This is a genomic window from Streptomyces cinnabarinus (assembly GCF_027270315.1).
Classification (GTDB): domain Bacteria; phylum Actinomycetota; class Actinomycetes; order Streptomycetales; family Streptomycetaceae; genus Streptomyces; species Streptomyces cinnabarinus.
Window position 1 is genome coordinate 2252982 of the sequence record NZ_CP114413.1, and the last position, 14163, is coordinate 2267144.

Below are 14163 nucleotides of genomic sequence, written 5' to 3' on the forward strand. Positions count from 1 at the left end.
TGGTCGAGCGGTGGTTCAGCCGGCGTACGGGTCCTGCACCTGGCCCGGCCGGGCCAGGAACTCGAAGTCGCAGCCGGTGTCGGCCTGGCCGATCTGTTCGTTGTAGAGGGCGCCGTAACCCCGCTCGTAACGGGCGGGCGGAGGCGTCCACTCGGTCCTGCGGCGCGCCAACTCCTCGTCGTCCACGTGGAGATGGAGGGTGCGGGCGCTGACGTCGAGGGTGATGGAGTCACCGGTGCGGACCAGGGCGAGCGGTCCGCCGATGTACGACTCCGGCGCCACGTGCAGCACACAGGCGCCGTAACTGGTGCCGCTCATCCGGGCGTCGGAGATCCGCACCATGTCCCGTACGCCCTGCTTGAGCAGGTGGTCGGGGATGGGGAGCATGCCGTACTCGGGCATGCCCGGACCGCCCTTGGGACCGGAGCCGCGCAGCACCAGCACGCTGTCGGCGGTGATGTTCAGCGCCGGGTCGTCGATGGTGCGCTGCATGGTCTTGTAGTCGTCGAAGACGACCGCGGACCCGGTGTGCTTGAGGAGCCGCGGCTCGGCGGAGATGTGCTTGATGACGGCGCCGTCCGGGCAGAGGTTGCCGCGCAGCACGGCGACCCCGCCCTCGCTCGCGACCGGGTTGTCGCGGGTCCGGATGACGTCGTCGTCGTGCACCTGGGCGTCCGCGAGCTGCTCGCCCAGGGTGCCGGTCACCGTGGGCCGGTCCAGGTGCAGCAGGTCGGTGATGCGCGAGAGGAAGCCCGGCAGGCCGCCCGCGAAGTAGAAGTCCTCCATCAGGTGCGTCTGTCCGCCGGGGCGGACGTTCGCCAGCACCGGCACGGTGCGCGCGACGCGGTCGAAGTCGTCGAGGGTGAGCGGCACTTGGCAGCGTCCGGCGAGCGCGATCAGGTGGATGACCGCGTTGGTGGAGCCACCGAGTCCGAGCACCGTGGTGACGGCGTCCTCGAAGGCCTCACGGGTCAGGATCCGGGACGGTGTGAGCCCGGTCCAGGCGAGTTCCACGGCGCGGCGCCCGGAGGCGGCGGCCATCCGCTCGTGCGCGGAATCGACGGCGGGGATCGAGGAGGCGCCCGGCAGGGTCATCCCGAGGGCCTCCGCCGCCGCGGTCATCGTGGACGCGGTGCCCATGGTCATGCAGTGACCGGGCGACCGCGCCAGTCCGCCTTGCAGCTCCCGCAGTTCGCAGTCGGTGAGATTGCCCGCGCGGTGCTCGTCCCAGTACTTCCACATGTCGGTGCCGGACCCGAGGGTCTCGCCGCGCCAGTGCCCCGGCAGCATCGGCCCCGCGGGCACGAAGAGGGAGGGCACATCGGCCGAGGCCGCGCCCATCAGCAGCGCGGGCGTCGACTTGTCGCAGCCGCCGAGCAGGACCGCCGCGTCGACGGGGTAGGAGCGCAGCAGCTCCTCCGTCTCCATCGACAGCAGGTTGCGGTAGAGCATCGGGGTCGGCTTCTGGTAGGTCTCGGAGAGCGTGGAGACCGGGAACTCCAGCGGGAAACCGCCGGCCTGCCACACGCCCCGCTTGACCGCCTCGGCGCGCTCGCGCAGATGGACGTGGCAGGGGTTGATGTCGGACCAGGTGTTGAGGACGGCGATCACCGGGCGGCCCCGGTACTCCTCCGCCTCGTAACCGAGCTGCCTCATCCGGGCGTTGTGCGACCAGGTGCGCAACTGGCCCTCGGTGCCGTACCACTGGTGGCTTCTGAGGTCTTCGGGGCGCTTGCGCCCGGTCGGCTCGGGGCGTTCGCTGCCGGTCATACGGACCATCCGGCGGCTATCGCGGCGACCTCGGCGCGCTCGCTCTCGGGCAGCGGCTTGCTCGGCGGGCGGACCTCGCGGCGGCACAGCCCGAGGGAGGCGAGGGCCTCCTTGACCACGGTGACGTTGTTGGCGGAGCCGCTCGCGGCGCGCAGTTCCTCGAAGCGGCGGATCTGCTCCCAGACCTTCATGGCGGCCGGGTAGTCACCGGATCGAAGCGCTTCGATCATGTTCAGCGAAATGGCCGGGGCGACGTTCACCAGTCCCGAGGTGAAGCCGGTGGCGCCCGCGGAGAAGTAGGAGGGCGCGTAGGGCTCGGCGAGCCCGGCGACCCAGACGAAGCGGTCCAGGCCCGCGTCCCGGGCGAAGGCGGCGAACCTGGCGGCGTCCGGGACGGCGTACTTCACGCCGATCACGTTCGGGCAGGAGTCGGCGAGCTCGGCGAGCCGTTCGCCGCTCAGCCGGTCGTTGCGGATGTACGGCACGACCCCCAGCTCGGGGACCGCCTCGGCGATGGCGCGGTGGTAGTCGACCCAGCCGCCCTGCGAGACGTAGGGGTGGACGGGCTGGTGGACCATCACCATCGCCGCGCCCCGCTCCCGGGCGTGCCGGGCGGAGGCGACGGCGGTGGGCACGTCATGGCCGACGCCGACGAGGATCACTCCACGGTCGCCGGCCTCGTCGAGGGTGATCTCGGTGACGAGCTGCCGCTCCTGCGGGCCGAGGGCGTAGAACTCGCCGGTGTTGCCATTGGGGGTGAGGGTGCGGATCCCCCCGTCGAGCAGTCGACGCAGCAGGGCCCGGTGGACGTCCTGGTCGACGCTGCCGTCCTCGGCGAAGGGGGTCACCGGGATCGACACCACGTCGGCCAGGGCCGCCCGCTGGGTCTCGAACGTCTCGCTGCTCATTCCTGACCTTCCTGGTCCGAGGCGTCGGGGAACGCCCGCTCGACGAACGACGCGATATGGGCGTGCAGGGCGCGGCCCGCGCCGTCCGCGTCGCCGTCCAGGGCGAGCCGCAGGATCTCGCGGTGCTCTCCGGCCTCCCGCTCCCAGGAGGGCGAGGCGGCCCAGGCGACGGCGGAGACGAGGGCGGCCTGGTCACGGACCTCGTCGAGCATCCGGCCGAGCAGCGGGTTGCCGCAGGGCAGGTACAGCGCGCGGTGGAACTCCCGGTTGGCCAGGGAGCGTTCGGCGGTGTCGGTGGCCCGGTCGGCGCGGGTCAGCGCGTCGCGTGCGTCGTCGAGGGAGGCGCCCCGGCGCACCGCCCGCTTCAGCGCCTCGGGTTCGAGGAGCAGCCGCACGTCGTAGACCTCGCGCGCCATGTCCGCGTCCACCATGCGCACCGTGACGCCCTTGTACTGGCTCATCACCACGAGCCCGGTCCCGGCGAGCGTCTTGAGCGCCTCGCGCACCGGGGTCTTGGACACCCCGAACTGCGCGGCGAGCTCGGTCTCCACCAGAGCCTGCCCCGGCGTCAGCCGGCCGGTGAGGATACGGCGTTTGATCTCCTCCAGCACGTACTGCGTGCGGGAGGGGATCGGCGTGGGCACAGAGGTCATGCGCGCCTCTCGGATCTCACATATCGCGTCTCATATATGACGTACGAAGTACGACGCGATGAAGGTAGGAGCGCCTCCGTGTTTCGTCAATGCTTCTGACAAAGGAAAGTGAGGTTGCGTGGTTATGACCCCGGTGTCCACCCCGGATTCCGCCCGCTCAGCCCCACAGCCCGGTCCAGCAGGGGCGCGCTGTCCGGTACGGGGACGACCGGACCGAAGATCTCGCCGCGGCTCGGGTCGTCCTTCGACGCGAGCTGGAAGTCGTAGGTGGCCTGGAGGGCGGTCGGGTCGGGCGTGTACGGCTGCCCCGTGGCCCGGGCCAGGTCCCAGCCGTGGATGACCAGCTCGTCGATGGCCACGGCGCCGGCGACCCCGCCGGGCAGGTCGAAGCCGCCCGCCCGGGTCATCCCGGTCCAGGCGCCCGGGTCGCGCCAGGCGTCGGCGAGCTCGTCGAGGGCCTTCGGGAACTCCTCGCGCCAGCCGGGGCCGATGTCGGGAACGGCGTCGAAGGGGTTGGTGTCGGTCGTGCCGCCCAGGCTCTTGCGACCGGCGTCGCGGAAGGCGACGGTCAGGCCCAGCAGGTGCCCGAGCAGGTTGCGGGCCCGCAGGTCAGGGCACGGCGTCTCGTCCGTCAGCTGCTCGTCGCGCACGCCCTCGACGAGACGGGCCAGGATCTGGGTCTGGGGCCCGAGGTCGATGATCGGATCCATCATTGGCTGTTCCTCCACACTCCCGGAGTGGTCGTAAAGGGTTGACCGCCGGACCCCCGAAAACTCATCGCCGCGCCGCGTCTAAGGCACCTGCCCGATCCCAGCGCCACGTCCTTAGACCCACGATGGCCAGGCATGACGACGAAATGGACCTTGCTCCGCGTGCTGCGCGACCGCACGGCGGGGCGCTGTCTCACCGGGGTCGTGATCTCCGGGTTCGGCACCTCGGCGCTGTGGCTGGTGGCGGGCGTGTGGGTGAAGGACCTCACCGGCTCCGACGCTCTCGCCGCCCTGTGCATGCTGGCGATGTGGGCGCCCACCCTGGCGGGCCCCCTGCTCGGCACGCTCGCCGACCGCACCCGCCGAGTACCCCTGCTGATCGCCACGAACCTCCTGCTCGCGGCGCTCCTGCTGACCCTGCTCACGGTCGACTCCCCGGCCGGCCTGTGGCTCCTCCTCGCGGTCCTGTTCGTGTACGGCGCCGCGGGCGTCGTCCATGACGCGGCCGAGTCGGCCCTGGTCGCCGCCGCCGTCCCCAAGCCGCTGCTCGGCGACTTCAACGGACTGCGCATGACGGCGGGCGAGGGCATGAAGATCCTGGCCCCGCCCGCGGGCGCCGCCCTCTACACGCTCCACGGCGGCGCGAGCGTCGCCCTCCTGGACGCGCTGACCTTCCTCGCGGCCGCCGGTCTCTACGCCCTCCTGCGAGTCCAGGAGCACAGGCCGGAGCCGCCCACCACCCCCTGGCGGACCCGGACCGCCGAGGGCGCCCGCTATGTGTGGTCCCACCCCATGCTCCGCCCCCTGACCCTGGCGGGCGGCACCACCATGCTCTTCGCTGGAATCAGCGGCTCCCTGATCTACCCGGTCGTCGAGGACCTCGGCCACTCCCCCGCCTACGCGGGTGTGCTCTACGCCGTCCAGGGCGCCGGATCGGTGGCGGTGGGCCTGCTCTCCGGGCCCGCCCTGCGCCGCCTGGGCGCCCGGCGGTTCGCCGCGTACGGGATCGCCCTGTTCGGGACAGCGGCGGCACTGCGGGCCGTGCCCTCCGACGCCGTGGCCCTGGCGTGCAGCGCGGCGATCGGCGCGGGACTGCCCGCCGTACTGATCGCCGCGCTCACCCAGGTCCAGCGGCGCACGCCGGACCCGCTGCTGGGCCGGGTCACCGCCACCGCGAACACGCTGATGTTCGCCCCGAACGTGATCGGTCTCGGCGCGGGCGCGGCCCTGGTCGAGTCGGTCGGTCACCGGCCGCTGCTGGCCGTCACCGGACTCGGGCTGCTCGCGACCGCCGCGGCCCTGCTTCAGTCCCCGGCGAGTGCCGAGCGCACCAGCTCCAGATCGCCGTCGGACGCCAACCCCGCGTGATACAGCCGCACTTCCGTGGCGCCGAAGGCCCGCGCGCGGGCGATGTCATCGGCGAGGGTGCCGGGGCTGCCGCCCATCCCGGAGACGATGGTGAAGTTGGCGGCGAGGACACCCCCTCGCTCCGCGAAGGGCGTCAGCAGCCCCGCACCGCCCGTACAGGGCACGACCACACCATCGGCGACCGAGAGAATGTGCGCGGCATCCACCCCGGCATTCGCCCCGCAGTGGTACGGCACCGGGTCGGCGTGCAGCAGCACCTGGAACCCGGCCGGGGCGGCGGCGCGGACCGCGGCTACGGCCGCCTCCTGGAGCGTACGGGCGGTCCCGTCGCGCCATGCGCGCGTGGCGGCCGCGTTGTCCTCCCCGAGCAGCTTCTCCACGTCCGCCCAGCCCTCGTCGGCGGCCTCTCCCCGCCACAGCGGCTCCAGGGCGGCCCGTACGACCGTCGCCAACTCGTCGGCGTCCAGGCCCTGGGCGCCGTAACCCGCACGGCAGGTGGGGCAGAAGCAGAGGGACATCAGGTACTGCCCGGCCTCGCCGAGGCCGACCCCGCCGGTCTTGTCGTGGGCGTGCAGATGGGCGAGGCCGTACCAGCCGAGGGACTCCAGCTCGGTGCCGCGCGCGCCGGGCCGTACCGCCGCCTCGGCGGCCAGGTCGGTCAGGTACACGCGCGTGGCGGGCTGCGCGATGCAGGGGGCCCAGGGGTAGCGGTCGCCGTAGGCGTTGACGACGGAGGTGTCCGGATGCTCGGCACCCAGGCGGGAGTTGTGCGCGAGCACGACCCAGGTGTGCACGTCGAGACCGGCCTCCGCGAGGGCGTGGGCCGCCTCGCCGTAGGCGTCGCCGGGCGCCCAGTCACCGGCCGCGCAGGGCCGCAGTTCCCTGCCCTGCCAGCGGTCGTCCGTCGGGTAGAGCACGGCCGCGTGTTCGGCGGTGACGATGCGGTGGCGCGGGTGGCGGGGGGTCAACGCGCGCGTGGAGTGGTAGGCCGAGGCGAGGGTCACCCGGGACACACCGAGGGCGGCGATCCGCCCGGCCGCCTCCGGGTCGCCGTTGACGTCCCAGGGGTAGACGAATGCCGACGCCGTCACTTGCCGTCCTCCTCAAGGAGTGCGTACCCACGCTCGATCAGCAGCGCGAGCTGCTTGACATGATCCTCGGCCGGCTCGGTCAGCGGCGGCCGGACCTCCCCCACGTCGAGACCACGCAGCCGCACACCCGCCTTGACGAGCGCGACGGCGTAACCGCGGCCCTGGGCGCGCAGTTCGACGAACGGCCGGTAGAAGCCGTCCAGCAGACGCCGCACGGTGGCGTCGTCGCCGGTGCGCAGCGCCCGGTGGAAGGCGAGGGCGATCTCGGGGGCGAAGCAGAACACGGCCGAGGAGTAGAGCGTGATGCCGAGGGCGCGGTAGGCGAGCTGGGTCTGCTCGGCGGTCGGCAGTCCGTTGAAGTACAGGAAATCGCCGGGAACTTCGCTGCGTACGGCGCTGACGATCCGCTGCATGAGGTCCAGGTCGCCGATGCCGTCCTTGAGCCCGATGATGCCGTCCGTACGGGCCAGTTCGACGACCGTCTGCGGGGTGAACACGGCGTTGTCGCGCTGGTAGACGATGACGGGGAGCGCGGTGGCCGAGGCGACCTCGCGGTAGTGCCGCAGCAGCCCCTCCTGCCCGGCGAGCACCAGGTACGGCGGCATGGCGAGCAGTCCGTCGGCGCCGGCCGCCTCGGCGAGCCGGGCATAGCGCACGGCGAGCGCGGTGCCGTATCCGGCGCCCGCGACGACGGGCACCCGGCCCGCCGTCTCCGCCACGGCCACCCGGACGCACTCCTGGTACTCCTCGGGCGTCAGCGCGTGGAACTCCCCGGTGCCGCAGCAGGCGAAGACCGCGGCGGCCCCGGCGTCCACACCGCGGCGCACATGCTCGCGGAAGACGTCGTGATCGACGGCGCCGTCGGGGTCGTAGGCGGTGACCGGGAAGAACAGCGGCCCGCTGGGGATGCCGAGTCGAGCGGCGAGGTCGGCTGGCGTCACAGGCTCTCCCTAGAACGGGTGCGTGCAGGTTTCTGATCGAAGTTTATGTTTATGAACACACGCTTCGCCACCCTTGACGGGACGTGGCGATGATCCATAGCTTGTCCACGAATGTGAATACCGCGCAGTCATACAACCGTTCACTCAAGGAGACCCGAGGATGCCAGCGCCCCGCACCGTCCTGCTCACCGGCGCCGCCGGCGGCCTCGGCACCCTGATGCGGGACCTGCTCCCGGAGTACGGCTACCGGCTGCGCCTGCTGGATCTGCGGCCCGTCGAGGGCGAACCGGACGCGATCGTCGCCGACCTCGCCGACAAGGAGGCCCTGCGCGAGGCCGTCCGGGGCGTCGACGCGATCATCCACCTCGCGGGGATCTCCCTGGAAGCCCCGTTCGAGAAGATCCTCAAGGCGAACATCGAGGGCACCTACAACCTGTACGAGGCCGCCCGCGAGGAGGGCGTCGCCCGCATCGTGTTCGCCTCCTCCAACCACGCGGTCGGCTTCACCCCCCGCCCCCAGGGCGACGACCCCCTGATCCCGATCGACACCCCGCGCCGCCCGGACACCTTCTACGGCCTGTCCAAGTCCTTCGGCGAGGACCTCGCCCAGTTCTACTGGGACAAGTACGGCCTGGAGACGGTGTCGGTGCGCATCGGCTCCTGCTTCCCGGAGCCGACCAGCGTGCGCATGCTGTCGGTCTGGATGAGCCCCGGCGACGGCGCCCGTCTGCTGCACGCGGCCCTGACCGCCGAGGACGTCGGCCACACGGTCGTGCACGGCTCCTCCGCCAACACCCGCCTGTGGTGGGACCTCGCCTCGGCCCGCGCCCTCGGCTACACCCCCCAGGACGACTCCGAGCCCTACGCCGAGAAACTGATCGCCGAACAGGGCGACCTGGACCCCGCGAACGAGGCTCACGCCTACCTCGGCGGCCACTTCGTGAACGACCCGCCGATCTGGCCGTACTGACCGATCAGGACCGCGCGCGAGGCGAACGGGCAGAGAACGGGCCCGTTCGCCCCCGCATTCGGGCACCCGGCCATGACATCCCGAACAGGCCGGGAAGCGGCACAGAAGCCGACCTGGAGGGGCGCGGGGAACTGCGCGACCAGCCATAACGCACCCGCAGACGGCAGACGGCCGCCACACCCCACCCCCGACGCCCGAACGGGCACACAACGGTCAGCATCACACTGGTAACAAACCTGGTCACCGCCACACACCCGCTGTAGAAAGTCCTGCAAGAGCCCGAACGGGCAGCGCAGCGGAAGGGCGGGTGACGTAGATGAACAAGACCGCGGAAGAACGCCAACGCGAGATCATCCGCGCGGCCCGCGCCACCGGCGCCGTCGACGTCAACGCGCTGGCCGACCAGCTGGGCGTGGCCAAGGAGACCGTACGCCGAGACCTCCGCGCCCTGGAGGACCACGGCCTCGTCCGCCGCACCCACGGCGGCGCCTACCCCGTGGAGAGCGCCGGTTTCGAGACCACGCTCGCCTTCCGCGCCACCAGCCACGTACCCGAGAAGCGCAGGATCGCGGCCGCCGCGGCCGAGCTGCTCGGGGACGCCGAGACCGTCTTCGTCGACGAGGGCTTCACCCCCCAGCTCATCGCCGAGGCGCTCCCCAGGGACCGCCCGCTGACCGTCGTCACCGCGTCCCTGCCGGTCGCGGGCACGCTGGCGGAGGCGGAGCACATCTCCGTACTGCTGCTCGGCGGCCGGGTCCGGGCCGGCACGCTGGCCACCGTCGACCACTGGACGACGAAGATGCTGGCCGGCTTCGTCATCGACCTCGCCTTCATCGGCGCCAACGGCATCTCCCGCGAGCACGGCCTGACCACCCCCGACCCCGCCGTCAGCGAGGTCAAGGCACAGGCCGTACGCGCCTCGCGGCGCACCGTGTTCGCGGGCGTGCACACCAAGTTCGGCGCCGTCAGCTTCTGCCGGTTCGCGGAGGTCGGCGCGCTGGAGGCGATCGTGACGAGCACCCTGCTCCCGGCGGCCGAGGCACACCGCTACTCGTTGCTCGGCCCACAGATCATCCGCGTCTGACCCTCCCCCGACTCGTCCCGCGCGGGGCACACCCACACCCGCCCGCACCCCTTATCCCCCCATACGTCCAGGAGCGATCCATGCGAACCCAGAGCCGACGGAGGCCGCGAGCCACGCTCGCCGCGGCCGCCGCAGGGACGCTGCTCGCCCCGCTGCTCTCCGGCTGCTGGGTCGGAGCGGGCGGGGCCGGATCGGGCGGCGACTCGATCAACGTCCTCATGGTCAACAACCCCCAGATGGTGGAGCTCCAGAAGCTGGCCCCCCGCTTCACCGAAGAGACCGGCATCAAGGTCAACTTCACGGTGCTGCCCGAGAACGACGTCCGCGACAAGATCAGCCAGGACTTCGCCAACCAGGCCGGCCAGTACGACGTAGCCACGCTCTCCAACTACGAGATACCGATCTACGCCCGCAACGACTGGCTGAAGGAGATGGACTCCTACGTCGCCGAGGACCCGGCGTACGACGAGCAGGACGTCCTCGGCCCGATGCGCGAGTCCCTGACCGGCGACGACGGCAAGCTCTACGGCCAGCCCTTCTACGGCGAGTCGTCCTTCCTGATGTACCGCAAGGACGTCTTCGAGAAGGAGGGCCTGACGATGCCCGCGCACCCCACCTGGCAGCAGGTGGCGGACCTCGCCGCGCGGATCGACGGGGCCGAGCCGGACATGAAGGGCATCTGCCTGCGCGGACTGCCCGGCTGGGGCGAGGTCATGGCACCGCTCACCACCGTCGTGAACACCTTCGGCGGCACCTGGTTCGACGAGGACTGGAACGCCCGGCTCGACTCCCCGGAATGGGAAAAGGCGACGAAGTTCTATGTCGACCTGGTCCGTGAGCACGGCGAGTCCGGCGCCGCCCAGTCCGGCTTCGCCGAGTGCCTGAACAACATGACCCAGGGCAATGTCGCCATGTGGTACGACGCCACCTCCGCCGCCGGTTCCCTGGAGTCCGCCGACTCCCCGGTCAAGGGCAAGGTCGGCTACGCGCCCGCGCCGGTCGAGGAGACCGAGTCCTCCGGCTGGCTCTACACCTGGGCCTGGGGCATCCAGGAGGCGTCCCGCAACCCCGACAAGGCCTGGCAGTTCGTCTCCTGGGCGTCGAGCAAGCAGTACGAGCAACTGGTCGGCGACGAGATCGGCTGGTCCAGCGTCCCGGCGGGCAAGCGCGCCTCCACCTACGCCAACCCCGACTACCGCGCGGAGGCCGCCGCCTTCCAGGAGATGACCAAGGAGGCCATCGAGGGCGCCCGCCCGAACGACCCGGGGGTGCAGCCGCGTCCGGCACCCGGCATCCAGTTCGTCGGCATCCCCGAGTTCACCGATCTCGGCACCAAGGTCTCCCAGGAGATCAGCGCGGCCATCGCCGGACGGCAGTCCGTCGAGTCGGCCCTGGAGAAGTCGCAGTCGCTCGCCGAGAAGATCTCCGAGGAGTACGAGGGACGATGACCGCCACGACCACCGCTCCGATCGCCGCACCCTCCGTACGCGCGGAGAAGCGTCCCCCCTCGGACCGACTGCGCGCCTGGGCGACCCGCGCCCCGCTCCTGCCCGCCCTGATCTTCATGATCGCGGTGACCCAGCTGCCGTTCGTGGCCACGCTGGTGATCTCCTTCTTCGACTGGAACTCCCTCTACCCCGACGCCCGCAGCTTCACGGGCCTCTCGAACTACTCGGAGGTCCTCACCGACCCCGATCTGCGCCGCTCGGTGTGGACGACGGTCCTGCTCACGGCGGCCGTGGTGCTGGCCAGCCTGGTCCTCGGCCTGGCCCTGGCGCTGCTGCTGGACCGGAAGTTCAAGGGCCGTGGCGTGGTCCGCACCCTGCTGATCGCCCCGTTCCTGGTGGTCCCGGTGGCGGCGGCCCTGCTCTGGAAGCACGTCCTGTACAACCCCGAATACGGCCTGTTCAACGGCCTGTTGCACTACGTCGGCGGTCCACAGCCGGACTGGATCTCCAACACCCCGCTGCTCGCGGTGGAAGCCGCCCTGGTCTGGCAGTGGACCCCGTTCATGATGCTGATCCTGCTGGCGGGCCTGCAGAGCCGCGACCAGCAGCAGATCGAGGCGGCCCGGGTGGACGGCGCAAGCGACTGGCAGATCTTCCGCCACCTGACGCTCCCGCACCTGCGCCGCTACCTCGAACTGGGCGCGCTCCTGGGCTCGATCTACATCGTCCAGAACTTCGACGCGGTCTTCACGATCACCTCGGGCGGCCTGGGCACGGCAAACCTCCCCTACACCGTCTACCAGAGCTTCTACCAGGCCCATGAGAACGGCCTCGCCTCGGCGGCCGGCGTCCTGGTCGTCATCGGCTCGATCATCATCGCGACCTTCGCGCTGCGGGTCGTCTCGTCCCTGTTCCGCGAGGAGGTGTCCCGCGCATGAACGCCGTACGCCGCAACGGCCTCGGCCTGCTGGCCTGGTTCGTCGGGATCCTGTTCTTCCTGCCCATCGCCTGGATGGCCCTGACCTCCTTCCACTCCGAGGAGGACGCGGCGACCAACCCGCCGTCCTTCGGGGCCGCGCTCGTGCTGGACGGCTACCGGGAGTTCTTCGGCACCGGCGGCGGGGCGAGCCCGTGGCCGTCGCTGATCAACTCGACGGTGGCGTCAGTGGCATCGACACTGCTGGTCCTCCTCCTGGCCCTCCCCGCGGCCTATGCCCTGTCGATCCGCCCGGTGAAGAAGTGGACGGACGTCCTGTTCTTCTTCCTGTCGACGAAGATGCTCCCGGTGGTGGCGGGCCTGCTCCCGATCTACCTCTTCGCGAAGAACACAGACATGCTGGACAACATCTGGCTGCTGGTCATCCTCTACACCTCGATGAACCTGCCGATCGCGGTCTGGATGATGCAGTCCTTCCTGTCCGAGGTGCCGGTGGCGGTGATCGAGGCGGCGCGGGTGGACGGCGCGAAGCTACCCACCATCCTGGCGAGGGTGGTGGCCCCGATAGCCCTCCCCGGAATCGCGGCGACGGCCCTGATCTGCTTCATCTTCAGCTGGAACGAGCTGCTGTTCGCCAGGGTCCTGACGGGAGTCGTGGCGGAAACGGCCCCCGTCTTCCTGACCGGCTTCATCACCAGCCAGGGCCTGTTCCTGGCGAAGGTGTGCGCCGCGTCGCTCGTCATCTCCCTGCCGGTGCTCGCCGCGGGGTTCGCCGCCCAGGACAAGCTGGTCCAGGGCCTGTCGTTGGGAGCAGTGAAATGAAGGCCGCCGTCATCGAGTCCGTGGGCAGGGCCGTCGTCACCGAGGTCCCCGACCCGACGCCGGGCCCGCGGGAGGTCGTGGTGGAGGTGGCGGCGTGCGGGCTGTGCGGCACGGATCTGCACATCCTTCAGGGCGAGTTCGCACCGAAGCTGCCGATCGTGCCGGGGCACGAGTTCGCGGGCGAGGTGGTGGGCGTGGGCCGGGAGGTCACGGAGCTCTCGATCGGCGACAGGGTGGCGGTGGACCCCTCCCTCTACTGCTACGAATGCCGCTACTGCCGTACCGGCCACAACAACCTCTGCGAGCGCTGGGCGGCGATCGGCGTGACGACGGCGGGAGGCGCGGCCCAGTACGCGGTGGCCCCGGTGGCGAACTGCGTCCGCCTGCCGGACCACGTCCGCACCCAGGACGCGGCCTTGGTGGAACCCCTGTCCTGCGCGGTACGCGGCTACGACGTCCTGCGCTCCCGTCTGGGCGCCCATGTCCTGATCTACGGCTCGGGGACGATGGGCCTGATGATGCTGGAGCTGGCGAAGCGGACGGGGGCGGCCCGTGTGGACGTGGTGGACGTGAACGCGGCTCGCCTGGAAACAGCACGGCAGCTAGGCGTCTCGTCATCGGCGGCGAACGCGGACGAACTGGACCGCCCCCAGGGCTGGGACGTGGTGGTGGACGCGACGGGGAACGCATCCGCGATCCAGGACGGCCTGAACCGGGTCTCCAAGGCGGGCACGTTCCTCCAGTTCGGCGTGGCGGACTACGCGACCCGCGTCGAGATCGACCCGTACCGCATCTACAACCAAGAGATCACCATCACCGGCTCCATGGCGGTCCTCCACAGCTTCGAACGGGCGGCGGAACTCTTCGCCACGGGCGCCTTGAACCCCGAAGTCTTCATCAGCGACCGAATCCCCCTGACGAACTACCCGGAGGCGTTGACCCAGTTCGCGTCGGGAGTGGGCCGCAAGATAGTCGTGGTCCCGTAAGGCCCCCGCTTCGGCCCTGAAGGGCCTCGTCCTCAAACGCCGGACGGGCTGGAAGTGCCGCTCGCGGCAAATTCAGCCCCTCCGGCGTTTGAGGAGCGGGGTCCGGGGCGGAGCCCCGGGATGGGACGGGTAGGGGCGGCGGGGGCGAGGAAAAGGGTTCGGAGGGCGGCCAGGGGCGGTCGTAGGATCGCCGGCATGTCGAGACCGAGTGGGTTTGAGTACGTGGTGCTGGGGGACGGGACCGTCCGGATTACGCATGCTGGGCGCGCCGCGGGGACCCTGCGTGGGGCTCGGGCTCAGGAGTTCATCGAGGAAGTCGGCCTCGGTGATGCGCAGCTTGTCATGGCCCGGTGGACCGGAAACTACAAGCACGGCAATGAGCGCACCGCCCGCAACCACCCCCGAAACCGCCGTTGACCCGATCGGGCCCCTGGTAAGGGAACGGTAAAGCGGCCTCGGTCGTTCAGAGGGACAT

General features: G+C 70.9%; 14 protein-coding genes. 8 read left to right on the top strand and 6 right to left on the bottom strand.

Features of this window, described 5'->3' with window-relative positions:
- Positions 1–15 precede the first annotated feature (15 nt).
- From araD to STRCI_RS10160, 4 genes are all read right to left on the bottom strand, one after another.
- Positions 16–1770 (bottom strand): L-arabinonate dehydratase, encoded by a 1755-nt coding sequence (gene araD / locus STRCI_RS10145; RefSeq protein WP_269658544.1) that lies wholly within the window; start codon positions 1768–1770, stop codon positions 16–18.
- Positions 1767–2678, bottom strand: a complete 912-nt coding sequence (locus STRCI_RS10150; RefSeq protein WP_269658545.1) for a dihydrodipicolinate synthase family protein — start codon at positions 2676–2678, stop codon at positions 1767–1769. Before STRCI_RS10150 ends, araD begins: the two co-directional genes overlap by 4 nt.
- Complete coding sequence (locus STRCI_RS10155) at positions 2675–3331, bottom strand: GntR family transcriptional regulator (RefSeq protein ID WP_269658546.1); 657 nt, start codon at positions 3329–3331, stop codon at positions 2675–2677. Before STRCI_RS10155 ends, STRCI_RS10150 begins: the two co-directional genes overlap by 4 nt.
- 122 nt (positions 3332–3453) lie before the next feature.
- Positions 3454–4041, bottom strand: coding sequence for a TIGR03086 family metal-binding protein (locus STRCI_RS10160; RefSeq protein ID WP_418953457.1), 588 nt, complete (start codon positions 4039–4041; stop codon positions 3454–3456).
- Between the two features lie 135 nt (positions 4042–4176).
- Here STRCI_RS10160 and STRCI_RS10165 point away from each other — a divergent pair, with 135 nt between their 5' ends.
- Entirely contained in the window at positions 4177–5409 is a 1233-nt protein-coding gene (locus STRCI_RS10165) for an MFS transporter (protein WP_269658548.1), read from the top strand.
- Here the strand turns inward: STRCI_RS10165 and STRCI_RS10170 are convergent.
- Together STRCI_RS10170 and STRCI_RS10175 are read right to left on the bottom strand one after the other, a co-directional pair.
- Positions 5346–6500: a hypothetical protein gene (locus STRCI_RS10170; protein WP_269658549.1), complete on the bottom strand. Its 1155-nt coding sequence runs from the start codon at positions 6498–6500 to the stop codon at positions 5346–5348. The genes STRCI_RS10165 and STRCI_RS10170 overlap by 64 nt on opposite strands.
- Positions 6497–7441, bottom strand: coding sequence for a 5-dehydro-4-deoxyglucarate dehydratase (locus STRCI_RS10175; protein ID WP_269658550.1), 945 nt, complete (start codon positions 7439–7441; stop codon positions 6497–6499). The genes STRCI_RS10170 and STRCI_RS10175 overlap by 4 nt, the downstream gene beginning before the upstream one ends.
- Before the next feature lie 160 nt (positions 7442–7601).
- Between STRCI_RS10175 and STRCI_RS10180 the strand changes: the two genes are divergently transcribed.
- From STRCI_RS10180 to STRCI_RS10210, 7 genes are all read left to right on the top strand, one after another.
- A complete protein-coding gene (locus tag STRCI_RS10180) occupies positions 7602–8411 on the top strand; it encodes an NAD-dependent epimerase/dehydratase family protein (protein WP_269658551.1) in 810 nt (269 codons plus the stop codon).
- Positions 8412–8727: 316 nt separating this feature from the next.
- A complete protein-coding gene (locus STRCI_RS10185) occupies positions 8728–9495 on the top strand; it encodes a DeoR/GlpR family DNA-binding transcription regulator (RefSeq protein WP_269658552.1) in 768 nt (255 codons plus the stop codon).
- Positions 9496–9575: 80 nt separating this feature from the next.
- The gene (locus tag STRCI_RS10190) at positions 9576–10943 is read left to right on the top strand and encodes an ABC transporter substrate-binding protein (protein WP_269658553.1); all 1368 of its coding nucleotides are present in this window, start codon (positions 9576–9578) and stop codon (positions 10941–10943) included.
- Positions 10940–11881, top strand: a complete 942-nt coding sequence (locus STRCI_RS10195) for a carbohydrate ABC transporter permease (protein ID WP_269658554.1) — start codon at positions 10940–10942, stop codon at positions 11879–11881. Before STRCI_RS10190 ends, STRCI_RS10195 begins: the two co-directional genes overlap by 4 nt.
- Positions 11878–12702, top strand: a complete 825-nt coding sequence (locus STRCI_RS10200; RefSeq protein ID WP_269658555.1) for a carbohydrate ABC transporter permease — start codon at positions 11878–11880, stop codon at positions 12700–12702. The genes STRCI_RS10195 and STRCI_RS10200 overlap by 4 nt, the downstream gene beginning before the upstream one ends.
- Positions 12699–13688, top strand: a complete 990-nt coding sequence (locus STRCI_RS10205) for a zinc-dependent alcohol dehydrogenase family protein (protein WP_269658556.1) — start codon at positions 12699–12701, stop codon at positions 13686–13688. Before STRCI_RS10200 ends, STRCI_RS10205 begins: the two co-directional genes overlap by 4 nt.
- Positions 13689–13883: 195 nt before the next feature.
- Positions 13884–14105, top strand: coding sequence for a hypothetical protein (locus STRCI_RS10210; RefSeq protein WP_269658557.1), 222 nt, complete (start codon positions 13884–13886; stop codon positions 14103–14105).
- Positions 14106–14163: the final 58 nt, after the last annotated feature.

Coding starts and splice junctions, on each gene's coding strand:
- STRCI_RS10150 (WP_269658545.1), bottom strand. CDS start 2,678: ATGAGCAGCGAGACGTTCGAGACCCAGCGGGCGGCCCTGGCCGACGTG.
- STRCI_RS10210 (WP_269658557.1), top strand. CDS start 13,884: ATGTCGAGACCGAGTGGGTTTGAGTACGTGGTGCTGGGGGACGGGACC.
- STRCI_RS10165 (WP_269658548.1), top strand. CDS start 4,177: ATGACGACGAAATGGACCTTGCTCCGCGTGCTGCGCGACCGCACGGCG.
- STRCI_RS10155 (WP_269658546.1), bottom strand. CDS start 3,331: ATGACCTCTGTGCCCACGCCGATCCCCTCCCGCACGCAGTACGTGCTG.
- araD (WP_269658544.1), bottom strand. CDS start 1,770: ATGACCGGCAGCGAACGCCCCGAGCCGACCGGGCGCAAGCGCCCCGAA.
- STRCI_RS10200 (WP_269658555.1), top strand. CDS start 11,878: ATGAACGCCGTACGCCGCAACGGCCTCGGCCTGCTGGCCTGGTTCGTC.
- STRCI_RS10205 (WP_269658556.1), top strand. CDS start 12,699: ATGAAGGCCGCCGTCATCGAGTCCGTGGGCAGGGCCGTCGTCACCGAG.
- STRCI_RS10160 (WP_418953457.1), bottom strand. CDS start 4,041: ATGGATCCGATCATCGACCTCGGGCCCCAGACCCAGATCCTGGCCCGT.
- STRCI_RS10190 (WP_269658553.1), top strand. CDS start 9,576: ATGCGAACCCAGAGCCGACGGAGGCCGCGAGCCACGCTCGCCGCGGCC.
- STRCI_RS10180 (WP_269658551.1), top strand. CDS start 7,602: ATGCCAGCGCCCCGCACCGTCCTGCTCACCGGCGCCGCCGGCGGCCTC.
- STRCI_RS10185 (WP_269658552.1), top strand. CDS start 8,728: ATGAACAAGACCGCGGAAGAACGCCAACGCGAGATCATCCGCGCGGCC.
- STRCI_RS10195 (WP_269658554.1), top strand. CDS start 10,940: ATGACCGCCACGACCACCGCTCCGATCGCCGCACCCTCCGTACGCGCG.